The sequence below is a fragment of the Micromonospora sp. NPDC005203 genome (assembly GCF_042872705.1).
GTDB lineage: Bacteria > Actinomycetota > Actinomycetes > Mycobacteriales > Micromonosporaceae > Micromonospora.
Genome location: NZ_JBIAKV010000004.1, coordinates 264,423 through 289,570, shown reverse-complemented (window position 1 = coordinate 289,570; position 25,148 = coordinate 264,423). Strand labels below are relative to the sequence as shown.

At 71.7% G+C, this 25,148-nt stretch carries 19 protein-coding genes; 5 read left to right on the top strand and 14 right to left on the bottom strand.

Translation table 11 applies throughout. The features are described 5' to 3' along the window. Positions 1-16: 16 nt before the first annotated feature. From ACFYPM_RS13060 to ACFYPM_RS13040, 5 genes are all read right to left on the bottom strand, one after another. Positions 17-1,174 carry a DegT/DnrJ/EryC1/StrS family aminotransferase gene (locus tag ACFYPM_RS13060; RefSeq protein ID WP_387195100.1) on the bottom strand — a complete coding sequence of 386 codons (1,158 nt, stop codon included), beginning with the start codon at positions 1,172-1,174 and terminating at the stop codon, positions 17-19. Between the two features lie 246 nt (positions 1,175-1,420). After that, positions 1,421-1,867: a hypothetical protein gene (locus ACFYPM_RS13055; protein WP_387195097.1), complete on the bottom strand. Its 447-nt coding sequence runs from the start codon at positions 1,865-1,867 to the stop codon at positions 1,421-1,423. A gap of 23 nt (positions 1,868-1,890) precedes the next feature. Beyond that, positions 1,891-2,775: an aminoglycoside phosphotransferase family protein gene (locus tag ACFYPM_RS13050; protein ID WP_387195454.1), complete on the bottom strand. Its 885-nt coding sequence runs from the start codon at positions 2,773-2,775 to the stop codon at positions 1,891-1,893. A 314-nt stretch (positions 2,776-3,089) separates the two neighbouring features. Continuing rightward, positions 3,090-3,269 carry a hypothetical protein gene (locus ACFYPM_RS13045; protein WP_387195094.1) on the bottom strand — a complete coding sequence of 60 codons (180 nt, stop codon included), beginning with the start codon at positions 3,267-3,269 and terminating at the stop codon, positions 3,090-3,092. A 37-nt stretch (positions 3,270-3,306) separates the two neighbouring features. After that, a complete protein-coding gene (locus ACFYPM_RS13040) occupies positions 3,307-5,781 on the bottom strand; it encodes a Tex family protein (protein ID WP_387195091.1) in 2,475 nt (824 codons plus the stop codon). A gap of 154 nt (positions 5,782-5,935) precedes the next feature. On the opposite strand from ACFYPM_RS13040, the gene ACFYPM_RS13035 reads away from it, so the two are divergent. After that, complete coding sequence (locus ACFYPM_RS13035; RefSeq protein ID WP_387195088.1) at positions 5,936-7,447, top strand: deoxyguanosinetriphosphate triphosphohydrolase family protein; 1,512 nt, start codon at positions 5,936-5,938, stop codon at positions 7,445-7,447. Between the two features lie 39 nt (positions 7,448-7,486). On the opposite strand, the gene ACFYPM_RS13030 is transcribed toward ACFYPM_RS13035, so the two are convergent. The 7 genes from ACFYPM_RS13030 to ACFYPM_RS13000 all read right to left on the bottom strand — a co-directional run bounded on the left by ACFYPM_RS13030 (position 7,487) and on the right by ACFYPM_RS13000 (position 15,840). Beyond that, positions 7,487-8,632: an MBL fold metallo-hydrolase gene (locus tag ACFYPM_RS13030; RefSeq protein WP_387195085.1), complete on the bottom strand. Its 1,146-nt coding sequence runs from the start codon at positions 8,630-8,632 to the stop codon at positions 7,487-7,489. A 123-nt stretch (positions 8,633-8,755) separates the two neighbouring features. After that, the gene (locus tag ACFYPM_RS13025; protein ID WP_387195082.1) at positions 8,756-9,730 is read right to left on the bottom strand and encodes a serine hydrolase; all 975 of its coding nucleotides are present in this window, start codon (positions 9,728-9,730) and stop codon (positions 8,756-8,758) included. A 160-nt stretch (positions 9,731-9,890) separates the two neighbouring features. Further along, on the bottom strand, positions 9,891-10,442 hold the full coding sequence (locus ACFYPM_RS13020) for an SDR family NAD(P)-dependent oxidoreductase (protein WP_387195079.1): 552 nt from the start codon (positions 10,440-10,442) through the stop codon (positions 9,891-9,893). A gap of 55 nt (positions 10,443-10,497) precedes the next feature. Beyond that, on the bottom strand, positions 10,498-11,682 hold the full coding sequence (locus tag ACFYPM_RS13015; protein ID WP_387195076.1) for a zinc-dependent alcohol dehydrogenase: 1,185 nt from the start codon (positions 11,680-11,682) through the stop codon (positions 10,498-10,500). A gap of 726 nt (positions 11,683-12,408) precedes the next feature. Further along, positions 12,409-13,173 carry a succinate dehydrogenase/fumarate reductase iron-sulfur subunit gene (locus ACFYPM_RS13010; RefSeq protein WP_387195073.1) on the bottom strand — a complete coding sequence of 255 codons (765 nt, stop codon included), beginning with the start codon at positions 13,171-13,173 and terminating at the stop codon, positions 12,409-12,411. After that, positions 13,170-15,107 (bottom strand): fumarate reductase/succinate dehydrogenase flavoprotein subunit, encoded by a 1,938-nt coding sequence (locus tag ACFYPM_RS13005; RefSeq protein ID WP_387195070.1) that lies wholly within the window; start codon positions 15,105-15,107, stop codon positions 13,170-13,172. Before ACFYPM_RS13005 ends, ACFYPM_RS13010 begins: the two co-directional genes overlap by 4 nt. 1 nt (position 15,108) lies before the next feature. Continuing rightward, positions 15,109-15,840, bottom strand: a complete 732-nt coding sequence (locus ACFYPM_RS13000) for a succinate dehydrogenase cytochrome b subunit (RefSeq protein WP_387195068.1) — start codon at positions 15,838-15,840, stop codon at positions 15,109-15,111. 35 nt (positions 15,841-15,875) lie between these two features. On the opposite strand from ACFYPM_RS13000, the gene ACFYPM_RS12995 reads away from it, so the two are divergent. Together ACFYPM_RS12995 and rfbB are read left to right on the top strand one after the other, a co-directional pair. After that, positions 15,876-16,805: a LysR family transcriptional regulator gene (locus ACFYPM_RS12995; RefSeq protein ID WP_387195065.1), complete on the top strand. Its 930-nt coding sequence runs from the start codon at positions 15,876-15,878 to the stop codon at positions 16,803-16,805. Between the two features lie 156 nt (positions 16,806-16,961). Then, the gene (gene rfbB, locus ACFYPM_RS12990) at positions 16,962-18,002 is read left to right on the top strand and encodes a dTDP-glucose 4,6-dehydratase (RefSeq protein WP_387195062.1); all 1,041 of its coding nucleotides are present in this window, start codon (positions 16,962-16,964) and stop codon (positions 18,000-18,002) included. 15 nt (positions 18,003-18,017) lie between these two features. Here rfbB and hrpA read toward each other — a convergent pair whose 3' ends face one another. After that, the gene (gene hrpA / locus ACFYPM_RS12985; protein ID WP_387195059.1) at positions 18,018-22,091 is read right to left on the bottom strand and encodes an ATP-dependent RNA helicase HrpA; all 4,074 of its coding nucleotides are present in this window, start codon (positions 22,089-22,091) and stop codon (positions 18,018-18,020) included. A 121-nt stretch (positions 22,092-22,212) separates the two neighbouring features. Here hrpA and ACFYPM_RS12980 point away from each other — a divergent pair, with 121 nt between their 5' ends. After that, on the top strand, positions 22,213-22,605 hold the full coding sequence (locus ACFYPM_RS12980; RefSeq protein ID WP_387195057.1) for a cytidine deaminase family protein: 393 nt from the start codon (positions 22,213-22,215) through the stop codon (positions 22,603-22,605). A 28-nt stretch (positions 22,606-22,633) separates the two neighbouring features. Here ACFYPM_RS12980 and ACFYPM_RS12975 read toward each other — a convergent pair whose 3' ends face one another. Continuing rightward, entirely contained in the window at positions 22,634-22,993 is a 360-nt protein-coding gene (locus ACFYPM_RS12975) for a YciI family protein (protein ID WP_387195054.1), read from the bottom strand. Between the two features lie 129 nt (positions 22,994-23,122). Between ACFYPM_RS12975 and ACFYPM_RS12970 the strand changes: the two genes are divergently transcribed. Beyond that, positions 23,123-25,105, top strand: a complete 1,983-nt coding sequence (locus ACFYPM_RS12970) for a multicopper oxidase family protein (RefSeq protein WP_387195052.1) — start codon at positions 23,123-23,125, stop codon at positions 25,103-25,105. Positions 25,106-25,148: the final 43 nt, after the last annotated feature.

The window sequence follows — 25,148 nt, the reverse complement described above, 5'->3', positions numbered from 1 at the left end:
GTGTCGTAGGGCCGCCTCATCGGTGTCCGTCCAGAAACTCGGTGGTGGCGGCGAGCACGCGCTCGACCTGGTCGTCGGCGAGGGCGGAGCCGCTGGGCAGGGACAGGCTGGTGGCGAACAGGCGGTCGGCGGCACCGGTCTGGGCGACCTGCCGGTCGGCGTACACCGGTTGGCGGTGCATCGGTTTCCACATCGGGCGGCACTCCACGCCGTGGCCGGCCAGGTGCTCGGCGAGTTGGCCGGGTTGCCAGCCGGTGCGTTCCGGTTCGACCACCACGGAGGTCAACCAACAGTTCGAGCCGGGGTCACCGGCGCCGAGGATCCGGGTGCCGGGCACGCCGCTGAAGAGCCGGGCGTACCTGTCGCGCAGCGCCCGCCGTCGGGCGACCATGGCGTCGAGTCGGGTGAGCTGGGCGCGGCCGAGCGCGGCCAGCAACGTGCTGAGCCGGTAGTTGTAGCCCACGTCGCGGTGCTCGTAGTGCGACACCGGCTCGCGGGCCTGGGTGGCCAGGTGTCGGGCGCGGGCGACAAGCGCGGGGTCGTCGGAGACCAGCATGCCGCCGCCCGTGGTGGTCATCACCTTGTTGTGACTGAACGAGTAGATCCCGACCCGGCCGAACGTGCCGGCGCAACCCCCCCGGTAGGTCGAGCCGAGCGCCTGCGCCGCGTCCTCCACCACCGGGACACCGACGGCCGCGCAGAGCGGCAACAACCTGTCGTAGTCGGCGCACCGGCCGTTGATGTCCACAGTCAGTACGGCGGCGACTCGTCGGCCCGCGTCGACGAGACGACCGAGCAGGTCGGCGAGCAGGTCGACGTCGAGATTGCCGGTGGCGGCGTCGCAGTCCACGAAGACCGGTTCGGCGCCGGTGTAGGTGACCGCGTTGGCGGTGGCGGCGAAGGTGAGCGTGGGCACGACCACCACCGTCTCCGGTCCCGCGCCGACGGCGAGCAGTGCCAGGTGCAGGGCGGCCGTGCCGGAGGAGAGCCCCAGCGCGTAGCCGACGCCGACCCGCGCGGCGAGCTCCCGTTCGAACGCGCCCAGTTCCGGCCCGTCCGGGTCGAAGCGCCCGGCCCGGATGGCCCGCAGCAGGTAGGACTCCTCCAACTCGCCCACGTCGGGCGGGGACAGGAAGACCGGGTCGGCCACGCCTGGACCGCCGCTGCGCGCCACGGGCGGACGGTGGTGGATCAGCTCCACGGATGGCGCCTCCGATCGGACGATAGGAAAGACCACGATTGTTGTATCAGCCGATATGCGATCCCATGCGTGGTTTCGCCCACAGCGCGGCGAATCCAACCCTTCGGATTTCACGTTCGGCGGTCTCCCGGCCGGTGCGGTCACGCGCCGTCGACGACTGGCGACACGTCCACACCAGGGAGAACGAGTGCTGACACCCGGTGGTGATTGCCCCGGCGCCTACGGGGTGGGGAATGAGCCGGACGGCCCGCCGTCCAACAGCCGGGTGAGCAACGTCCGCAACGGGATCGACTCGCCGTCGCGGCCTCCCGCGCCGACCACCAACGGCGCCGGGCTGGGCTGCGGGTCGACCCCGAACAGCCGGGCGCGCACGCCGCCGGGCACCGTCAACAGGTGGAACCGGCCGGCCACGTCCACCGCCCGGGTGCCGGCCCGGTCGACGTACCATCCGGTCAGCCTGGTCCGGTAGCGCCCGCGCCCGTCGTAGCCCCGGGCGACCAGCCGGGTGGTGGGCAGCCCCCGACGGGTCGCCTCGGCCACGAACCAGGCCACCAACTCCGCCGCCTCCGCCTGCTCGGCGGCCCGTCGCCGGGCGTCCGCGTCGGCGTGTGCCCGCACCGCCTGCCGCTGCCGCTCCCGCCACTCGCGGTCGTCGTCCTCACCCACGAGCCGACGGTACGCGACCCGACTCAGTCGAGTACGGCCAGCAGCGTGTGCCGGGCGATGCCGGCCATCACCGGGTTGGTCTCGACGTAGTACGGCAGCGCGATGATCGCCTGCGCCAGCGCCCAGCCGCGCCCCCGCTCCCAGGTGGCGTCGTCCACGCCCAACGCCCGCCGGTACGTCTCCCGCGACCCGCGGTCCAACAGGTTCCACGCCGGCATCAGATCCACCGCGGGGTCGCCGATCTTCACCGACTCCAGGTCGATGACCGCGGCCAGCCGGCCGTCGCGGACCAGCAGGTTGCCCGGCATCAGGTCGGCGTGGATCCACCCGTCGGCCGGGTCGTCCCGGCGCGCGCTCCGGCACCGGTCCCACACCTCGGCGAGCGCGGCGGTGTCGGTGAGTTCGCCGCTGACGGCGAGGGCGTCCCGTACGTCGGCATCCTGCTCCGCAAGCGGTCCGCCCCGACCGAACCCCGGCCACGACCGTCCGCCGGTGTCGATGCCGCGCAGGGCGACCACGACAGCGGCCAGGTCACGGGCGAAGACGTCCGGCTCGCCGATCCGGTCGGGCTGGGCCGTCTCGCCGGGAATGAACCGGTACGCCGTCCACGACCCGGAGTACCCCTCGCCGGGCGCACCGAGGGCGAGCGGTTCGGGGACCCCGACCGGCAGGTGCGCCGCGAGCAGCACGGCGTGTTCCTGCTCCCGCCGCAGCTCGGCGCGCAGGTCGGGATCGGCGAAGGGCCGCAGCGGAAACCGCAGCACGATGTCCGGCCCGAGCCGGAACAGCGCGTTCACGGTGCCAGCCGAACGGAGGGGGCGCACCGGCAGTTCCCGCCAGCGCGGAAACTGTTCGGCCACCAGCGCGGCAACCACGTCCGCGCTCACGTCCACCTGGTCGGCATGCATCCGCACCGCGAGATCATCTCCCAGAACCCACGGACAAGCGACCCGATTACCGCCCGCCGCCGCCCGCCCGCCGCCTGCCGCCGCCCGCCCCCGGCCGCCCGCCCGGTGCCGGCGGCGGTCACGGATGGCCGCGCTCGGAGCGAACTCTTCGAACGCGACCTGTCGAACTGCCCCAGATCTGGGGCGTGCCCGCTTGGAATCGCCGACAACTCCAGATCTTGGACACTTTCCGTTCAAGCCGAACGGAAAGTGTCCAAGATCTACATCGAAACCGGGTCCTTACGGGCGTGTGGGTGGGTGGGTGGGTGGGTGAGTCAGGCGCGACGGTCGTTCGGGGAGCGGTTGTCCGACACCAGGTGGGCCGCGGCGGGGAACGCTTCGGTCACCGCACGCCCCGCCCCACTGGTGGGGCAGCTCGAAAGCGTCCGCCGATGGTCCGACGAATCGATCATCGCGCGTCCGGCCCCCGAGGCGGCGAAGATCACCGCCGCCATGGGGCATCCCGGTCGCCTCCTCGCGCCCGCTGTCGGATCAGGCCAATCCGGCGCGGCGCAGAGCCTCGGCCATCGCGTCGTTGGCCGGCGCCGGCGCGCCCTGCCGCTGCTGACCGCCCCGTGCGCCTTGGCCGCCGCGTCCACCGGACCCGCCCTGCCCACCGGACCCGCCGCGTCCACCGGACCCGCCCTGCCCACCGGACCCGCCCTGCCCACCGCGTCCACCCTGCGTTCCGCCACCCTGCGGTCCGCCACCCTGCGGTCCGCGTTGCGCCGGGCCGCCGCGGCCCTCCTGACTCGTCCGACCACCGCCACCGGTGGCGGCCGGCTCGTCCTCCAGGCGCAGGGTCAGCGAGATCCGCTTACGGGGTACGTCCACGTCGAGCACCCGGACCTTGACCACGTCGCCGGACTTGACCACCTCGCGGGGGTCCTTCACAAAGGTCCGGGACATCGCCGACACGTGCACCAGGCCGTCCTGGTGCACGCCGACGTCCACGAACGCACCGAACGCGGCCACGTTGGTGACCACACCCTCGAGCACCATGCCCGAGGTCAGGTCGCTGATCTTCTCCACGCCCTCGACGAAGGTGGCGGTGCGGAACTCCGGCCGCGGATCCCGGCCGGGCTTCTCCAGCTCGGCGAGGATGTCGGTGACGGTGGGCAGGCCGAACCGGTCGTCGACGAAGTCGGTGGCCCGCAGCCCGCGCAGGATGCCGCTCTTACCGATCACCGAGCGCAGGTCCTGCCCGGTGGTGGAGAGGATGCGGCGCACCACCGGGTACGCCTCGGGGTGCACGCTGGAGGAGTCCAGCGGGTCGGTGCCGTCCGGGATGCGCAGGAAGCCGGCGCACTGCTCGAACGCCTTCGGCCCGAGCCGCGCCACCTTCTTCAGATCGGTACGCGAGCGGAACGGCCCGTTGGCGTCCCGGTGCAGCACGATGTTCTCGGCCAGGCCGGCGCCGATCCCGGAGACCCGGGTCAGCAGCGGCGCGGAGGCGGTGTTGACGTCCACCCCGACCGCGTTCACGCAGTCCTCGACGACCGCGTCCAGCGACCGGGACAGCTTCACCTCGGACAGGTCGTGCTGGTACTGGCCGACGCCGATCGACCGTGGATCGATCTTGACCAGCTCGGCGAGCGGGTCCTGGAGGCGGCGGGCGATGGACACCGCGCCGCGCAGTGACACGTCCATCCCCGGCAGCTCCTGCGAGGCGTACGCGGAGGCGGAGTAGACCGACGCGCCAGCCTCGGAGACCATCACCTTGGTCAGGTTGAGCTGCGGGTGCCGCGCGATCAGGTCGCCGGCCAGCTTGTCGGTCTCCCGCGAGGCGGTGCCGTTGCCGATCGCGATCAGCTCCACCCCGTGCGCCCCGGCCAGCCGGGCGAGGGTCTCGACGGACGCGTCCCACTGCCGGCGCGGCTCGTGCGGGTAGATGGTGTCGGTGGCGAGCACCTTGCCGGTGGCGTCCACGACTGCCACCTTCACCCCGGTGCGCAGGCCGGGGTCCAGGCCCATCGTCGGACGGGTGCCGGCGGGGGCGGCCAGCAGCAGGTCACGGAGATTGGTGGCGAAGACGCGGACCGCCTCCTCCTCGGCCGCCTGCCACAACCGCATCCGCAGGTCCGCGCCCAGGTGGATGAGGATCCGGGTACGCCAGGCCCAGCGGACCGTGTCGGCCAGCCAGCGGTCGGCCGGGCGGCCCGCGTCGGAGACTCCGAACCGGCCCGCGATCGCCGCCTCGTACCGGGTCGGGCCGGTCGGTACGGCGTCCGCCTCGCCCGCCTCCTCCGACTCCATGGTCAGGTCGAGCACGCCCTCCTTCTCACCCCGGAACATCGCCAGGATGCGGTGCGAGGGCAGCTTCGGGTACGGCTCGGAGAAGTCGAAGTAGTCGGCGAACTTGGCGCCGGGCGCCTCCTGGCCCTCGCGTACCCGGGACACCAGACGGCCCCGCGACCACATCTGCTCGCGCAGCGTGCCGATCAGGTCGGCGTCCTCGGCGAACGTCTCGATCAGGATGGCGCGGGCGCCCTCCAGCGCGGCGGCGGCGTCGGCGACGCCCTTCTCCGCATCGACGAACCCGGCGGCGGTGGCCCGTGGGTCCTGGGTGGGGTCGGCCAGCAGCGTCTCGGCCAGCGGCGCGAGCCCGGCCTCGCGGGCGATCTGCGCCCGGGTCCGTCGCTTCGGCTTGTACGGCAGGTAGATGTCCTCCAGCCGGGACTTCGAGTCGGCCGCCATGATCTGCGCTTCCAGCGCCTCGTCCAACTTGCCCTGGCCGCGGATCGACTCCAGCACCGCCGCCCGCCGCTCGTCCAGCTCGCGCAGATAGCGCAGCCGCTCCTCCAGGGTGCGCAGCTGGGTGTCGTCGAGCAGGCCGGTGGCCTCCTTGCGGTAACGGGCGATGAACGGCACGGTGGCGCCGCCGTCGAGCAGTTCCACGGCCGCCCGCACCTGACGCTCGGCCACGCCGAGCTCGTCGGCGATCCGCTGATGAACAGACTGGGTCACGATCTCGATCCGCCTTCGGGAGTGGGTACGCCTGCATTCTGCCGGGCCGGCCGGGGCGCTGTCGCCGCGCCCGGCCGGGGCGGAGGACCGAACCTCCACGCCCGGCCGGGCGACTCCCGGACGGCCCCGTCGGGCCTGCGCTAGCGTTGCGATCATGGAAACACCTGCGGAGCCGCGCGCCCGTCGGCTCTTCGGCGGCAGCGCCCGCGCCCTCGGCGATCTCGCCGCCGACCCGTTCCGCGCCGACCGGGACCGGATCGTGGGCTCGCCGTTCTTCGCCCGCCTCGGCGGCGTCACCCAGGTCATCAGCCCGGTCGGTTCCGGCCTGCTGGTGCACAACCGGCTCACCCACAGCCTGAAGGTCGCCCAGGTGGGGCGGTCGATCGCCGAGCGGCTGACGGGCGAACAGCAGACGCGTGACCTGCTCGACAAGCTTGGTGGCTGCTCTCCCGACGTGGTGGAGGCCGCCGCGCTCGCCCACGACCTCGGCCACCCGCCGTTCGGCCACCTGGGGGAGCGGGTGCTGGACCGGCTGGCCCGTCAGCGCCTCGGCCTCACTGACGGGTTCGAGGGCAACGCCCAGTCGTACCGGATCGTCACCAGCACCGAGATCCGGGGCGCCGCCACCACCGGGTTGGACCTGACCGCCGCGGTCCGCGCCGCGATGTTGAAGTACCCGTGGACCCGCCTGGACCACCCCGACCCGCACCCCCGCACGATGGACCCGCCGCCACGTGGCGCCACCCCGCCGCCGGACGACCCGGAGAGCGGCTCGTCGAAGTTCGGCGCGTACCGCACCGAGCTGGACGACCTGCGGCAGGCGCGGGAGCCGTTCGCCGGCCGGATCCCGGACTGGCAGCAGACCGTGGAGGCGTCGGTGATGGACACCGCCGACGACATCGCGTACGCCATCCACGACGTGGAGGACTTCTACCGGGTCGGCGTGCTCCAGCAGGGGTCGGTCTCCGCGGAGCTGATGGCCTGGCAGCGCGAGAGCGGGCAGCTGCGGGCGATCACCGACTCGGCGCTGGCCCTCGCGGCGCGACGACCCGGTGCGGCGATCGAGCGGCTCCGTCGGCAGTTGCACCGCAAGGACGCCTGGATCGCCGACGACGACGCCTTCGCCGCCGCCGTCGAGCACGTCCGCGAGGAACTGGTCGACGGGCTGCTGGCGATGCCGTTCGACGGCTCGATCGAGGCCGAGCAGTACGTGGCGCGGTTCTCCGCCCGTTGGTCCACCCGCTTCGTCGAGGCGATCACGGTGACCGACCAGCCGTCGGTGCGCTCCGGGTACGTGCTGCTGGGCTGCGCGCAGTGGCACGAGGTGCAGGTGCTCAAGTTCGTCCACCACCGGTTCGTGCTGGCCCGCCCGGATCTCGCCCTGCACCAGCGCGGCCAGGCCCGGCTGCTGGGCACCCTGGTCGAGGCGCTCTGGGAGTGGCTGCTCGACCCGGAGGAGGAGTCCCGGTTGCCCCGCCGGCTGCACGACCTGGTCGAGTTGGCCGAGGCGGAGCTGCATCCGCGTACCCCGGACCGGATCGGTCGGGCCCGGGGCCGGGCCATCGTGGATTTCGTCGCGCAGCTCACCGACGGTCAGGCGGTGGCCATGCTGGACGCGCTCTCCGGCCGTTCGGGTGCGCTCTGGACCGACGCGTTCGTGCTCTGAGTGGCCTGCCCGCTCAGGCGATGCCTGTCGTGGCCCGGTTCAGGCGACGGCCTGCCACCACCCGTCGACGGCGGGCGGATCGTCGACCACGACCCGCTCACCCGGGCGAGGCACGGCGAGCCGCACGTCGCGGGCCTTAGCCTCGGCCCACAGCCGGTTGACCGGCTCGGACCAGTCGTGCAGGGCCAGGTTGAACGTCGCCCAGTGCACCGGGACGAGCAGGCCACCGCGCAGGTCGAGGTGGGCGGCGACGGCCTCCTCGGGGAACATGTGGATCGTCGGCCAGGCGCTGTCGTACGCGCCGATCTGCATCAGCGTCACGTCGAACGGGCCGTGCTCGGCGCCGATCTCCGCGTACCCCTCGAAGTAGCCGGAGTCGCCGGTGTAGAAGACCGTGCGGCGCGCCCCGGCCACCACCCAGGAGCTCCAGAGCGTGCCGTCGCGGCGCAACCCCCGACCGGAGAAGTGCTGGGCGGCGGTGGCGGTGATCTCCAGCCCGGCGACCTGGTGCGACTCGGACCAGTCCAGTTCGATGATCCGCTCGGCCGGTACGCCCCAGCGGTCCAGGTGCGCGCCCACGCCCAGCGGCACCAGGAACGGCGCGGACTGCCCCGCCAGCAGCGCTCGCACGGTGGCCATGTCGAGGTGGTCGTAGTGGTCGTGCGAGATGAGGATGGCGTCCAGCGGGGGCAGCTCGTCGATGCCCACCGGCGGCTCGTGCAGCCGGCGCGGACCGACCAGGCCCGACGGTGAGCAGCGGTCGCTCCAGATGGGGTCGAGCAGCACCCGCCGGCCCTCGATCTCGATGAGCGTCGAGGCGTGGCCGTACCAGACGATGTTGAGCTCGTCGGCTGTGTCGGCGGCCCCCGGCGCGCCGGTGGGGCGCAGCAGCGGCACCGGCGCGGTGGGACGCCGCTTCTGCTTGCCGAAGATCAGCTCGCGGAGCAGGTTGCGCCCCGGCTCGGTGACCATCGTGCGGGTGCCGGCCCGGTTGTGGAAGGTGCCCTCGCGGAACTGGGGCGAGCGGGCCGCCCGTTCGGCCCGGGCTCCGCCGAGCCGGCCACCGAGGGCCGCCGGCACATCCCGGGCGACCCAGGCCAGGCCGGCCAGCGCGGCCAGTCCCGCCGCGCCCCGCATTCGCCGACCGAGCGACCGTTCGACGTCCGTGCTCCGCGCTCGTGCCATTGCCGTCCCTCCGCCGTGTCCGCCCTACACGGTAGTCACCCGCGCCGAAGCATGCCGCGGCGGTCGCCACGCCGGGCCGGCCGCCAGCAGCGGCGACCGACCCGGACCTGCGCGATGGTTGCCCTAGCCGCCGTTGCTGGGACGGCGGGCGGTGATCCGGAACGTCTTGCCGACGCCCGCGATCCGGTCGACCGCGGCCAGGAACTTGGGACCCATGGCGGCGCGGGCCTGCACCGCCGGGTGGGTGGCGCCGAAGTTGTCCGGGTCGGCCTGCCCGTCGGCGAAGAGCGCGTACGTGAGCACCGCCGCGCCGGAGCGGTCGAAGATCACGCCGGCCTCGTGCCGGGCGTCGCCGTACCAGCCGGCCTTGGTGGCGATCCGCGCCCGATCGTCGGAGGACATCGTGCGCCGGATGCCGTCGGTGAACGCCACCGGCGAACGCAGGATGCCCAGCAGGTACGTCGTCGAGGCGGGGGAGAGCAGCGTGCCGCCGACCAGGGCGCGCAGCAGGTCGTGCGTCTCCCGGGGGGTGCTGGTGCCGAGGAAGAATCGGTTCGGGTTGGCCACCGGCTCGACCTGGGTGTTCGGGAAGCCCTTGGCGACCAGGATGGAATTGATCTCGGCGGCCGGGGCGACCAGCCCGCACAGTCGCACCGCGGTGTCGTCCGAGACGGTCAGCAGGTTGGCCAGCACGTGCCCGATGGTCACCTTGCTGGGGTACGCGCCGTCCAGGCTGAAGATGCCGTCACCGCCGGGCACGACGATCGCCGCGGTCACCTCGACCTGCTGGTCCAGGGTAAGCAGCCCCCGGTCGACCTTGTCGAGCACCGCGGTGGCAACCGCGATCTTGTTGACGCTGTACGCCTCGATCCGCCGGTCCGCGTCGGCCGTCACCGCGACCACCGGCGCGCCGGCCGGGTCGGCGACGCTGATGTACGCCTGCCAGTTGCCACCGACCTCGGCGCTGTGCCTGGTGAACGCGGAGGCGATCCGCCGGGCGGCCCGGGCGGGCGTGGTCGGTGTGGCCTCGTTGGTGCTCGCCGGAGTCGCGGCGCTCGCGGGCGACGCGGCGCCCAACACCGTCCCGGCGGTAGCCATCGTTCCCAAGCCGAGTGCCGTTCTGCGATTGAGTCGCATGGTCGATCGTCTCCCCCATAGTGGAGCGCCAGAGCGCTTGCTGGGCCACCACCCTAGGCGAGTTGATCGACGCACGACGACTCCAAGCAGTCTCGAACAGTCCCGGACAGTCCCGGACAGATCAGCCGAGGCGTCGGCGCAGCGCGGCACCGACCGCACTCACCGGCCCGGACACGAGTTGCCGCAGGTCGGGCAGGTGACCACCGCGCACCGACTCACCGGCCGGGTTCGCGACGAAGACGCTACCGTCGGTCGCGGCCACCGGCCGTCCACTCAGGCCGGCCAGTCGCATCAGCGGCTCCACCAGGATGTCGTAGACGCCCGGCAGCACGGTGAACCCGGCTCGCAGCACCCCGTTGAGTCGGCCCACCGAGACCTCGCGGCGCGGCCGGTCCGCACAGTCCACGATGGCGCGGGCCACCCGGTGCACCCAGACGTCGATTCGGCCGAACCGATCGATGGCCGCGTCCGCGAGCGCCTCCAACGCGCCCGGCTCGGTGACGTCGGTCGGCACGGTCAGCACGTCGACGTCGGCGCACTCCGCGCGTACCTCGGCCAGGGTGGTGGTGGCCCGGGCGGCGAGGACGAGGCGGTCGCCGCGCTCGGCGAACGCCCGGGCTGTCGCCCGGCCGATCCCGCTGCTCGCGCCGACGACCACCACCACCCGACTCACGGCACCTGCTGTAATCGTGACTGCGGGGCTCGCAACCCCGGCTCACTCCTCGCACTCATGGTTCGAGCACGACCTTGATGCAGCCGTCCTCCTTCTTCTGGAACATCTCGTACGCCTGCGGCGCGCGGGCCAGCGGCACCCGGTGGGTACGCAGGTCCTGCACGCCCAGCGGGTCGTCGTCACCGGCGAGCAGCGGCAGGATCTCGTCGGTCCACCGGCGCACGTGGCACTGGCCCATCCGCAGTTGGATGCCCCGGTCGAACATCTCCATCAGCGGCATCGGATCCACCTCACCGCCGTAGACCCCGGAGATCGACACGGTGCCGCCGCGGCGGACCGCCTTGAGCGCGGCGTGCAGGACGGACAGCCGGTCCATGGCGGCCTTGTCGGTCATCACCTGGGCCAGCTTGTCCGGCAGCAGCCCGACGGCGGCGTGGGCCAGCTTGCCGCCCGGCGAGCCGTGTGCCTCCATGCCGACGGCGTCGATCACCGCGTCCGGGCCGCGCCCGTCGACCAGGTCGATGAGCGCGCCCGGCACGTCGGACAGTTCACGGACGTCGAGCACCTCGATGCCGTGCCGGCGGGCCAGCTCCAGCCGCTCGGGCACCAGGTCCAGCCCGATCACCCGGCCGGCGCCGAGGTGGCGGCCGATCCGGGCGCAGAACTGCCCGACCGGACCCAAGCCGAAGACGGCCAGGGTGCCACCGGGCGGGGTGTCCGCGTACTTCACCGCCTGCCACGCGGTGGGCAGGATGTCGGACAGGTAGAGGTAGCGCTCGTCGGCGCCGGTCGGCGGGACGACGATCGGGCCGAAGTGGGCCTGCGGGACGCGCAGGTACTCGGCCTGCCCACCGGGCACCGAACCGTAGAGCGAGGTGTAGCCGAACAGCGAGGCGCCCTTGCCCTCGCTGGTCACCTGGGTGGTCTCGCACTGGGCGTAGAGCTGGCGTTGGCACATCCAGCAACTCCCGCAGGAGATGTTGAAAGGCACCACCACCCGGTCGCCCGGCTTCAGCCCGGTCACCTCCGACCCGACCTCCTGGACGATGCCCATCGGTTCGTGGCCCAGGACGTCACCGGGCTTCAGGTACGGCCCGAGCACCTCGTACAGGTGCAGGTCGGAGCCGCAGATCGCGGTCGAAGTGATCTTCACGATCGCGTCGGTGGGCTCCTCGATCCGAGGGTCCGGCACCTCCTCGACCCGTACGTCCCGCTTGCCCTGCCAGGTCAGTGCCTTCATGTCCCTCATCCCTTCTCACCGCCGTCTCCGAAGACTGCTACCCGGGCTCGGGCACTTGAACCTGCTGTGCTCTCCGATGTCCGGGTTGTTCTCGGCTCTGCCTGTCGGTGAGTGAGTGCGGTCGGGGTTGAGGTCAACCGTTCTTCTGGCTGGGCGCCTGGGAGGCTGCCGGTGGAGTGGGTGGATGCGGTCGAGGGCTGGGGGCGACTGTCCCCGGCTCCGGGCGGTCAGGCTTGATCCCTCCGCCGGGAACGGTCGCCCCCAGCCCCGTGGGTGGCCGCTGTCTGTCCGCTCCGTGCGTCGCCCCGAGAACCCCGGCCCGTCCAGGCCGGCCGCTCGTGCGCAACGTGCCCCAACCCGTGACTCCGAGCCGTGAACTCCGACCCGTGAGGTGACCGTTGCTTGCGTGCTACGAGCGGTCTGCAGGTTCCGGGCAGCACGGATCGATGTGTCCGACTTGCCCCTTATCTCGGGCCACTGCGTGACTTTCGTGGGCCGAGATCGAGTTGATCGACTCGTGTTCCTTGAAGTCGCGGTGTCGGAGGCGCTGTGACAGCCCGACTTCATGACATTCGAGTGGATCACGCAGTCGTCGCCCCAGCCCCACCGCGACCAGAAACCGCACGCCGAGCCCAAGGACCGCACGCCGAGCCAGAGACAAACGCCGGACCGCCGTACCTCCGAAAACAGCGCAGGGGTACGGCGGTCCGGCGTCGTGCGGTGGCCTCAGGAGCCGGGGGTGTTGCCGGCGCCCTTGGCGGTGGCCGCGAGGTAGTCGCGGTTGAGGCGGCCGATGGTGTTCAGCGGGATGCCCTTCGGGCAGGCCGGGGTGCACTCGCCGGCGTTGGTGCAGCCGCCGAAGCCGGCCTCGTCGTGCGCGTCGACCATGCCGATGACCCGGGTGTGGCGCTCCGGCTGGCCCTGCGGCAGCAGGGAGAGTTGGGTGAGCTTGGCGGCGGTGAAGAGCATGCCGGAGCCGTTCGGGCAGGCCGCCACGCACGCCCCGCAGCCGATGCAGGCCGCCGACTCGAAGGCGGCGTCCGCGTTGGCCTTGGCGACCGGGGTGGAGTGCGCCTCGGGCGCGCTGCCGGTCGGGGCGGTGATGTAACCGCCGGCGGCGATGATCTTGTCGAACGCGCCCCGGTTGACCACCAGGTCCTTGATGACCGGGAAGGCGCTGGCCCGCCACGGCTCGATGTCGATCGTCTCGCCGTCGGTGAACTGTCGCATGTGCAGCTGGCAGGCGGTCGTGCCGCGCTGCGGCCCGTGCGCGTCACCGTTGATCATCAGGCCGCACATGCCGCAGATGCCCTCGCGGCAGTCGTGGTCGAAGGCGACCGGGTCCTCGCCGGCGAGGATGAGCCGCTCGTTGAGCACGTCGAGCATCTCCAGGAACGACATGTCCGGGGACACGTCGTCGACCGGGTAGGTCACCATCCGACCCTTGTCCTCAGGGCCCTTCTGGCGCCAGATGCGCAGGGTCAGGTTCACTTGTAGCTCCGCTGCGTGGGGTGGACGTATTCGAACTTCAGGTCTTCCTTGTGCAGCACGGAGGGCTCACCGGTGGCGGTGAACTCCCAGGCCGCCACGTACGCGAACTTCTCGTCGTCGCGCTGCGCCTCACCGTCGGGGGTCTGGTGCTCGGCCCGGAAGTGGCCGCCGCAGGACTCCTCGCGGTGCAGGGCGTCGATGCACATCAGCTCGGCCAGCTCGAAGAAGTCGGCGACGCGGCCGGCCTTCTCCAGCGACTGGTTGAGTTCCTCGCCGGTGCCGGACACCTTGACGCGCTGCCAGAACTGCTCGCGCAGGGCACGGATCTCGTCGATCGCCTTGCGCAGACCGGCCTCGCCGCGCTCCATGCCGCAGTGTTCCCACATGATCTGGCCCAGCTCCCGGTGGAACGAGTCCACGGTCCGGTCGCCGTTGACCGCGAGCAGCCGCTGGACGCGGTTCTCGACCTCGGTACGCGCCTCGACGGCCGCCGGGTGGCTGGCGTCGACCTTCTCCAACCCGCCCGACGCCAGGTAGTTGGCGATCGTGGTGGGCAGCACGAAGTAGCCGTCGGCGAGGCCCTGCATCAGCGCCGAGGCGCCGAGTCGGTTCGCGCCGTGGTCGGAGAAGTTCGCCTCGCCGATCACGAACAGGCCGGGGATGTTCGACTGGAGGTCGTAGTCGACCCACAGGCCGCCCATCGTGTAGTGCACGGCGGGGTAGATGCGCATCGGCACCTCGTACGGGTCCTCACCGGTGATCCGCTCGTACATCTCGAAGAGGTTGCCGTACTTGGCCTCGATGGCCTTGCGGCCCAGCCGGCCGATGGCGTCGGCGAAGTCGAGGTAGACGCCGAGCTTCGTCGGGCCGACCCCCCGGCCCTCGTCGCAGACGTTCTTGGCGGCGCGGGAGGCGATGTCGCGGGGGACCAGGTTGCCGAAGGAGGGGTAGATCCGCTCCAGGTAGTAGTCCCGCTCGTCCTCGGGAATCTCCCGAGGGTTGCGGTCGTCACCCTTGGTCTTCGGCACCCAGACCCGGCCGTCGTTGCGCAGCGACTCGCTCATCAGGGTCAGCTTCGACTGGTGGTCGCCGGAGACCGGGATGCAGGTCGGGTGGATCTGCGTGTAGCAGGGGTTGGCGAAGTAAGCGCCCTTGCGGTGCGCGCGCCAGGTGGCGGTGACGTTGCAGCCCTTGGCGTTCGTGGAGAGGTAGAAGACGTTGCCGTACCCGCCGGAGGCGAGCACCACGGCGTCGGCCATCTCGGTGCTGATCTCGCCGGTGACCAGGTCCCGGACCACGATGCCGCGGGCCTTGCCGTCGACGAGGACCAGTTCCAGCATCTCGTGCCGGGCGTTCATCTCGACGTTGCCGAGGCCGATCTGCCGCTCCAGGGCCTGGTACGCGCCGAGCAGGAGCTGCTGGCCCGTCTGGCCCCGGGCGTAGAAGGTGCGCTGCACCTGGGCGCCACCGAAGGAGCGGGTGTCGAGCAGACCGCCGTACTCGCGGGCGAACGGCACCCCCTGGGCGACGCACTGGTCGATGATGTTGACCGACACCTCGGCGAGCCGGTGCACGTTCGACTCCCGGGAGCGGAAGTCGCCGCCCTTGACGGTGTCGTAGAACAGCCGGTGCACGGAGTCGCCGTCGTTGCGGTAGTTCTTCGCCGCGTTGATCCCGCCCTGCGCCGCGATGGAGTGCGCCCGGCGCGGGCTGTCCTGGTAGCAGTAGGACCTGACGTGGTAGCCCTGCTCGGCCAGGGTCGCGGCGGCGGAGCCGCCGGCCAGGCCGGTGCCGACCACGATCACGGTCATCTTGCGGCGGTTGGCGGGGTTGACCAGCTTGGCCTCGAAGCGCCGGGTCTCCCAACGCTTCTCGACCGGGCCGCCGGGAGCCCTGGTGTCGGCGATCGGGTCGCCCTCGGTGAAGAGTTCCATGTCAGGACACCAATCCGGTGAGTACGGCGAACGGGACCACCAGGTATCCGGCGCAGAGCAGCACGGCGAAGACCAGCGCGGCGGTGCGCGCCCGGCGCTCGCCGCGCGGTGTCTGCTGGCCGAGGCTGCGGAACGCGCTGAACGCGCCGTGGCGCAGGTGGAAGCCGACCGCGAGGATGGCGAGGGTGTAGAAGAGCGTGACGTACCAGCGCTCGGGCGCGAAGTCGGCGACGACGTTGCCGTACGGCTTGCTGGCGTCGCCGACCGGGTTCAGCGTGCCGGTGGTCAGGTCCAGCAGGTGGTAGATCACGAAGAGCAGGATGATCACGCCACCCCAGCGCATGGTGCGGGCGGCGTAGCTGCCATTGACCTTCTTGCGGTGGGCGTATTTGACCGGGCGGGCGGCGCGTGCGCGTCGGGCCAGCACGGTGGCGGCCACGATGTGGGCGACGACCGCCACCACCAGCACGGTGCGCAGGATCCACAGGAACCAGACGCCGGGCAGCAGTGGCTTGCCGATGTCGCGCAGCCAGTGCGCGTAGTGGTCGAACGAGGTCTCCCCCGTGAACACCTTCAGGTTTCCGAACATGTGCGCGATGAGGAACAGCGCCAGCAGGATGCCCGTCACCGCCATGACGGCCTTGAGGCCGACGTTCGAGCGGATGGGCGACCGAGTTTTCGTGATTACCACAGGACTGACGCTAGGAGCACTTCCATCAGTCGTCCAATGCATCAAACTCGCAGTGTTGATAGCCGTAGGCTATGTAGATGCAGCTCCATCAGCTCCGGTACTTCGTTGCGGTGGCCAGAGTACGACATTTCACCCAAGCCGCCGACCTCGTGGGCATTACTCAGCCTTCTCTCAGTAAGCAAATTCACGCTCTGGAGGCCGACCTCGGGGCGCCGTTGTTCGAGCGGGTAAGGGGAAACATCGCGCTCACGGCGGCGGGCGAGGTGCTGCTGCCACTGGCCACCCGGATCCTCGCCGACGTGGTGACCGCCACCCGGGAGGTGCAGGAGCTGGTCGGGCTGCGCCGGGGTCGCGTCCGGCTCGGGGCCACCCCGAGCCTGGCCACCTCACTCGCCCCACCGGTGCTGCGCCGGTTCCGCGACGCCCACCCCACCATCGACCTGCGCGTCGAGGAGAGTGGCTCCCAGGACCTCGTCCGCGACCTGCTGCGTGGCGACCTCGACCTGGCGCTGATCATCATGCCGGCCCAGGGCGCCGACCCGGGCCTGCGCGTCGACCCGATCCTGCGGGAGAGCCTGGTGGTGGCCTCGGTGGGGGAGGTGCCGACCGCCTCGGTGACCGGCGACCTGCACATCACCGACCTGCGCGACCAGCCGATGGTGATGTTCCGGGAGGGGTACGACCTGCGCGACGCCACCATCCAGGCGTGCCGCGACGCGGGCTTCGAACCGACCTTCGCGGTGGACGGCGGGGAGATGGACGCGGTGCTGAGCTTCGTGGAGGCGGGACTCGGCATCGCGTTGGTGCCGGGCATCGTGCTGGCGCGTCGCCCGGCCGTGCGGGCCACTCCGCTGGCTCCGCCCGGTGTGCGCCGGACGATCGCGGTCGCCCGGCGTCGCGACGTCGTGCCGACCCACGCCGGTCGGGAGCTCCGGCGGATCCTGCTCGACTACATCCAGTCGGCGATCGACGGTGACGACCTGCCGCCGGGCGTGGATCCGCTCTGATCGGGTCCGGTAATCGACCCGATGGGTTAAATAATGCTTAAGGCGTAGATATCAGCGTTGGTGCCGACACTGGTCCCCTAAGGTGGTTCCTTGCGGGCAAAAGCCCCATTCGTCTCAGCGCGCCGACGGCCATTCTCGCCGGCAGGGAGGCCATCCATGAGGATCCTGGTTACCGGCGGTGCTGGCTTCATCGGATCGCACTTCGCGCGGAGTCTGCTCGGCGGGCGCTACACCGGGTTCGAGCACTGCGACGTGACCGTCCTCGACAAGCTGACCTACGCCAGTGACCGGGCCAACCTGCCGGCCGCGCACCCCCGCCTGACGTTCGTCCGCGGGGACATCTGCGACCGCCAGTTGCTCGCCGAGGTGGTGCCGGGGCATGACGCCGTGGTGCACTTCGCCGCCGAATCCCACGTCGACCGATCCATCGACGACCCGGCGCCGTTCTTCGAGACCAACGTGATGGGTTCGCACCACCTGCTTGCCGCGTGCGCACGCGGCGGCGTCGGCCGGGTCGTGCACGTCTCCACCGACGAGGTGTACGGCTCGATCAGCGCCGGTTCCTGGAACGAGAGTTGCGTGCTGCAGCCCAACTCCCCGTACGCGGCGTCGAAGGCCGCGAGCGACTGCGTGGTCCGGTCCTACTGGCGCACCTACGACGTGGACGTGTCGATCACCCGCTGCGCCAACAACTACGGCCCGTACCAGCACGTGGAGAAGGTCATCCCGCGTTTCGTCACCAGCCTGCTCACCGGTCAGGACATCACCCTGCACGGTGACGGCAGCGCGGCGCGCGAGTGGCTGCACGTGGACGACCACTGCCGGGCCATCGCGCTGGTGCTGGCCAAGGGCCGGGCCGGCGAGGTCTACAACATCGGTGGTGACCTCGAACTCACCAACCGTGCCCTCGCCGAGCGGATCCTGCGGCTGGGCGGCGCCGGCTGGGAACGGGTTCGGCACGTGCCCGACCGCAAGGTGCAGGACCAGCGTTACTCGCTGGACTACCGCAAGATCACCGACGAACTCGGCTTCGAGCCGCAGATCCGGTTCGAGGACGGGCTGAGTGAGGTCTTCCACTGGTACCGGGAGAACCGGGCCTGGTGGTCGGCCACCGCCGCGCCGCCGCGTGGCACGGCGCTGACCAGCACCGTGCGGACCGCCGCGGGCGCCCGCGGGCTCTCCATCCAGGCGCGCTGAGCGCAGCGGCCGGTGTCAGCGGCCCTCGGCGTCGTCCATCGCGCGGTAGATCCGCTGTTCCGAGACGGGGTACGGGGTACCCAGCGCCTGGGCGAAGACGTTCACCCGCAACTCCTCGATCATCCAGCGGATCTGCCGCACGGCGGTCGCCTGTCGGCGCGCCGGCGGTAGCGCGGCGAGCAGGTCGTCGTACTCCTTCTGCACCACCGCGACGCGGTCCTGCTGCTGGCGGTCGCGCTGCGGGTTGCCGCCGAGGCGGTCCAGTCGACGCTCGATGGCGGTGAGGTAGCGCAGCAGGTCGGGCAGCCGGGCGTACCCGGCCTCGGTGATGAACCCGGCGTGCACCAGACCGGCGAGCTGCTTGCGGATGTCGGCGAGCGCGGCCACCACGGCGAGGTTGCGGGTGGCGCCGAGCCGCTGTTCCACGGCGTACGCGGCGGCGAGCACCCGGCGGACCCGGTCCATCACCTCGACCACGGTGTCGACCAGGTCGGCCCGGACCTTCTCGCGCAGCGCCGCGAACCCCTCGGCGTCCCAGGCCGGTCCGCCGGCGTCGCCGATCAGCCGGTCGATCGCCGCGCCGGCCGCGTCCTCGATCAGTTGCTGCACGCCGCCGTGCGGGTTGCGACTGAGCGCCAGCTTCGCCTCGTTGTTCAACCGCCCCTGAAGAAACCGGGCCGGGGAGGGCACGGTCAGCCGCAGCAGCCGTCGGGTACCGGCCCAGTGCGCCGCCTCCGCCTCGGCGGGGGAGTCGAACACCTTCACCCCGACCGTGGCGCCCTCGTCGACGAGCGCCGGGTAGGCGGTCACCGCGTATCCGGCGCGCACCTGCTCGATGGTCCTCGGCAGGGCGCCGAGGCTCCACTCCCGCAGCCCGGTACGGGCGATCTCCGGCGCGGCGGCCGCCACCACCTGGCGTACCTCCTGACGGAGTTGACGTTGCAGGGCCGGCAGATCCTTGCCCTCGGCGACCGGCTTGTCGTCGTCGCCGAGCACCCGGAAGGTCACCCGGAGGTGGGCGGGAAGCTTGTCCGGCTCCCAGGCGTCGCGGGGCACGGTGACCCCGGTCATCCGGCGCAGCTCACGGGTGAGCGCGTCCAGCATTGACGTCTCGCCGGGGGTGATCGCCGCCAGGGCGGCGCGGGCGTAGTCCGGCACCGGTACGAAGTTGCGGCGGATCGCCTTGGGCAGCGATCGGATCAGCGCGATCACCGTCTCCTCGCGCAGCCCCGGCACCTGCCAGTCGAAGCTCTCCGCCGGCACCTGGTTGAGCAGGGGCAGCGGGATGTCCACGGTGACGCCGTCGTCCGGCGTGCCCGGCTCGAACCGGTACGTCAGCGGCAGGCGCACCCCGTCGGCCTGCCACTCGTCCGGGTAGTCGTCCTCGTCCACCCCCGGCCGGCCGTCGTTGACCAGTACGTCACGGGTGAAGGTGAGCAGGTCGGGCTGCTCCCGGCGGGTCTTCTTCCACCAGCTGTCGAAGTGCCGGCCGGAGGACACGTCGGCGGGGATCCGCTGGTCGTAGAAGCCGAAGATGGTCTCGTCGTCGACCAGGATGTCCCGGCGTCGCGCCCGGCTCTCCAACTCCTCGATCTCGGCGAGCAGCCGCTTGTTGTCCGCCCAGAACTGGTGGTGGGTCTGCCAGTCGCCCTCGACGAGGGCGTGCCGGATGAACAGCTCGCGGCTCAGCACCGGGTCGATCCGCCCGAAGTTGACCTTGCGGGAGGTGACGAGCGGGACGCCGTACAGGGTGACCTTCTCGTAGGCCATCACCGCGGCCTGCTTCTTCTCCCAGTGCGGCTCGCTGTAGCTGCGCTTGACCAGGTGCTGCGCCAGCGGCTCGACCCACTCCGGCTCGACCCGGCCGGCGATGCGGCCCCACAGTCGGGAGGTCTCCACCAACTCGGCGGCCATCACCCACCGCGGCGGCTTCTTGAACAGCGCCGACCCGGGGAAGATCCCGAACTTCGCGCCCCGCGCCCCCAGGTACTCGTGTTTCTGGGCGTCCTTCAGCCCGACGTGTGACAGCAGGCCGGGCAGCAGCGACTGGTGCACCTTCGGGGTGTCGATCTCCTCCGGCAGGTCCGCGCCGCCGCGCCGGCTCGCACCCCGGCCGGCGTCCGCGTCGTCGGCGGTGTCGCGCGCCGGTCGCCCGCCGCGCCGATCACCCTCCTGCGGCGGGGTACGCAGCACCTGACGCAACTGGCCGACGATGTCCTGCCACTCGCGGATCCGCAGGTAGTTGAGGTATTCCGCCTTGCACATCCGGCGGAACGCGCTGGCGGACAGCTCCCGCTGCTGCTCGCGCAGGTAGCGCCACAGGTTGAGGTAGGCGACGAAGTCCGACTCGGAGTCGGCGAACCGGGCGTGCGCCTGGTCGGCCTGGGCCTGCTTCTCCGCCGGCCGCTCGCGCGGGTCCTGGATGGAGAGCGCGGCGGCGATCACCAGCACCTCGGTGGCGCAGCCGTTGCGTTCGCCCTCGACCACCATCCGGGCCAGCCGCGGGTCGACGGGCAACTGGGCCAGCCGACGGCCCAGCGCGGTGAGCCGCTTCGCCGGGTCGGCCTCGGTCGGGTCCAACGCGCCCAGCTCGTGCAGCAGGTTGACGCCGTCGGTGATGTTGCGCTTGTCCGGCGGGTCGATGAACGGGAACGCGGCCAGGTCGCCGAGCCCGATCGCGGTCATCTGGAGGATGACCGACGCCAGGTTGGTGCGCAGGATCTCCGGGTCGGTGAACTCGGGCCGGGATCCGAAGTCCTGCTCGTCGTAGAGGCGGATGCAGATGCCGTCCGAGGTACGCCCACAGCGACCCTTGCGCTGGTTGGCCGACGCCTGGGACACCGGCTCGATCGGCAGCCGCTGCACCTTGAGCCGGCTGGAGTAGCGGGAGATTCGGGCGGTGCCCGGGTCCACCACGTACTTGATGCCGGGCACGGTCAGCGAGGTCTCCGCGACGTTCGTGGCGAGTACCACCCGACGCGAGGTGTGCGCGGCGAAGACGCGGTGCTGCTCGGCGCTGGAGAGCCGCGCGTACAGCGGCAGGATCTCGGTGCCGAGCAGGGAGCGCTTGGTCTGCACCAGTTTGGCGAGCGCGTCCGCGGTGTCCCGGATCTCGCGCTCACCGCTGAGGAAGACCAGGATGTCGCCGGGACCCTCGCCGGCCAGCTCCTCGACGGCGTCGCCGATGGCCTGGATCTGGTCGCGGACGTTCTCCTCGTCGCCGTCGCCGTCCTCCTCGCCCTCGGCGAGTTCGAGCAGCGGCCGGTAGCGCACCTCCACCGGGTAGGTGCGCCCGGAGACCTCGACCACCGGTGCGGGCACGCCCTCCGGTTCGTCGGCCGTAGGTGGCCCGGCGAAGTGTCGGGCGAACCGGTCGGTCTCGATGGTCGCCGAGGTGATGATCACCTTGAGGTCGGGTCGGCGGGGTAGCAGCTCCCGCAGGTACCCGAGGATGAAGTCGATGTTGAGGCTGCGCTCGTGCGCCTCGTCGATGATCAAAGTGTCGTACTGGCGCAGCATCCGGTCGGTCTGCAACTCGGCCAGCAGGATGCCGTCGGTCATCAGCTTGACCAGGCTGCGCTCGCTGACCTGGTCGCTGAAGCGCACCTTGTAGCCGACCACGTCACCCAGCTCGGTGCCCAGCTCCTCGGCGATCCGGTCGGCCACCGTCCGGGCCGCCAACCGCCGGGGCTGGGTGTGCCCGATCAGGCCGTGCACCCCGCGCCCCAACTCCAGGCAGATCTTGGGCAGCTGGGTGGTCTTGCCGGAGCCGGTCTCACCCGCGACGATCACCACCTGGTGGTCGCGGATGGCGGCGGCGAGGTCGTCCTTGCGCTCACTGACCGGCAACCCCGCCGGGTACGTGATCACCGGCATCGCCGCTCGGCGGGTGGCGAGCCGCTGTTCGGCCCGGACCAGGTCGGCGGTGATCTCGGCGAGTGCCGCCTCCCGGCGCTGCGGGTCGCGCAGCTTGCGGGCACCGTCCAGCCGCCGCTGGAGCCGGCGCTGGTCGCGGAACATCAGAGGGAGTAGGCGGCGGTGCAGCTCGCGAACCGGGTCGGTCGCGACGGAGGCGATTGGATTCTGCATGTCGTGCCCAAGGATAGGCAGCCCGACGGCGTACCGCCCCTGGGTTACCGCGCGGCCGGTCCGTCGACGTCCGGGGGCGGCACCTAGAGTGGGCGCTCGACGTCGAGCGCTGGGGGCTGAGATGGAGCTGCGGGACACCGACCGTGCCTTGGTGCAGGCCGCCACCGCGGTCGCCAAGCTGCGCTGCCGCAGCCAGCACCACACCGTCGCGTCGGCCGCCCGGACCGCCGACGGGCGGGTCTTCACCGGCGTGAACGTCCAGCACGCCACCGGCGGGTGCTGCGCCGAACTCGTGGTGATCGGCACGGCCGCCACGCAGGGCGTCACCGACCTGGAGACAATCGTCACGGTCGCCGACCGGGGTCGCGACGTCAGCGAGCCGTGCGGCGACTGCCGGCAGGTGCTGCGCGAGTACTTTCCGGCGCTGCGGGTGATCGTCGGCCCGGTGGACGATCTGCGGGCGATCCCGCTCGGGGAGCTGCCGGCGGAGGCCGAAAGCGGCACTGCCGGCTGACGAACGCGGCGTCCTGACCGGCACGGCGTCAGTCGCCGGAGGCCGCCTCCAGCATCGAGCGCGGCATCGGCACGCCCTCGAACCGCACGTTGCCCTCGGGGACCAGCCAGCTCGCCACCTGAGCGACCAGGCGTCCGGCGCGAACGGCCGGATCGTTGGCGTAGAGAGTGCGCGCCTCGTCCGGGGCGATGGAGAGCACGACGAAGCCCCGTAACTGGTCGTCGTCGGGGTGCAGGAACGGCCCGGTCGCGAGCACGAGCCCCTGCTCGACGAGCCCCGCCTGGTGGGCCAGGTGCGCGTCCCGCAACCGGTCGATCGCGTCCTGCGGCAACTCCGGCGGGTCCGCCGGTCGGACCAGCAGGACGACCGTGTGCTGGTCGAATCGCATGCCCACACCCTAGGACGCGACCGGTGCGGTTTGTCCCTCTTATGGGTCTGATCCGCCTTCTGCCCCTCCGGTGGCACTCCGCGAAACCCATTCTTCTTCTGTCCGGTCGGCAGCAACTGGAGGTGCGCCATGGTCACCAGACGACGGCTGTTCGCGGCTGGTGCCGCCGGCGGCGCCGCGCTGCTGGGTCCGGCGGGTTGGACGACGTCCGGCCGGGCGGCCACCGCGCTGGCGCCGCTGGACGCCCGTGACATCCCGAAGTACGTCACGCCACTGCGGATCCCTCCGGCCATGCCGGCGGTGGCGACCGACCCGGAGCGCGACACGTACGAGATCGCGGTGCGACAGTTCCGCCAGCAGATCCTGCCGCCGTCGTGGCCGCGCACCACCGTGTGGGGTTACGGCTCCACCGCCCACCCCGGCAGCTTCGGCTACCCGGCGCCCACCATCGTGGCGCGGGTGGGTCGACCGGTCCGGGTGACCTGGTCGAACCAGCTCGTCGACGACCGGGGCGACTACCTGCCGCACCTGCTGCCGGTGGACCCCACCCTGCACTGGGCCAACCCGGCTGGTGGCACCGAGCACCGGGACCGCCATGGGCAGTGGGACGGCAGCCCGCAGGGGTATCGCGGGCCGGTGCCCCAGGTGGTGCATCTGCACGGCGCGCACAGCGCCCAGGAGAGCGACGGGCACTCCGAGGCGTGGTACCTGCCGGTGGCTCGCAACCTGCCGCCCGACTTCGCCGTGTCCGGCAGCGCGTACCGCGAGTTCCGGTCCCGCTTCGCCGAACACTCCGGCCTGCGCTGGGCGCCGGGTTCGGCCACCTTCGAGTACGCCAACGACCAGCGGCCCTGCACCCTCTGGTACCACGACCACACGCTTGGGCTCACCCGGACGAACGTCTATGCCGGGCCGGCCGGGTTCTACCTGCTCGGTGGCGGTGGGGACGACCTGCCGGACGGGGTGCTGCCCGGCCCGGCGCCGACCCGGGACGATCCGCCGAACGCCTCCCACCACGACATCCCGCTGATGATCCAGGACCGCAGTTTCACCGCCGACGGCGAGCTGCGCTACCCGCGGCGGTACTCCGGCGACGGCGACGGGCCGCCGACCTGGGTGCCCGGGTTCTCCGCCTCCACCATGGTGGTCAACGGTCGTACCTGGCCCACGCTCACGGTGCGGCGCCGGCGTTACCGCTTCCGGCTGCTCAACGCCTGTAACAGCCGGTTCCTGCTGCTCAGCGTGGCCGCCAACGCCACCGCGCGGCCGGCCCGTCCAGTGCTCCCGGTCTGGCAGATCGGCGGCGACGGCGGCTTCCTGCCCGAGCCGGTGCCGCACGAGCGCGTGGCACTCGGCCCGGCCCAGCGGGTCGACGCGATCGTCGACTTCACCGACGTGCCGGCCGGCACCGAGCTGTACCTCGTCAACGAGGGACCCGACGGGATGTACGACGGCGGTCGGCCCGGAGTGGACTTCCCGCCGGCCGACCCGCACACCACCGGGCAGGTGCTGCGCTTCGTGGTCGCCGACGCGGCCGGCGTCGACCCGAGCGTGCCACCGGAGCAGCTGCGGCTGCCGTCGCCGCCGCGGCTCGGAACGGCCCAGCGGGTACGCCGGCTGTCGCTCAACGAGCGGATGTCCGGCGGCAAAATGATCATGTTGCTCGGCGTCCTTGACGAGCGTGGTCGGGGCCTGCCGCTGCGCTGGAGCGACCCGGTGACCGAGCAACCCACCCTCGGCGACACCGAAGAGTGGGAGGTGCGCAACTTCACCCGGCACGTGCACCCGGTCCACCTGCACCAGGTTCAGTTCGAGCTGCTCGGGCGCGGACACTCGGGCCAGGTACGGCCGGACCCGGGGGAGCGCGGCCGGATGGACACGGTGCTCGCGTACCCGTGGGAGGTCACCCGGATCAGGGCGCGCTTCGACCTGCCCGGTCGCTACGCCTGGCACTGCCACCTGCTGGAGCACGAGGACAACGAGATGATGCGGCCGCTGACCGTGCTGCCGCGCGGTGGCGCGGCGGCCGGGGACGGTGGCTCGTCGGGCGGGCCAGCATCGCCGGAGGGCGGGCCCGAGGCGCCCGGAACGGCATCGACCGACGCCGGTTAGGTCCCTTTCCGCAGCTCGGCTAAGGTTAGGCGAACCTAAGCCC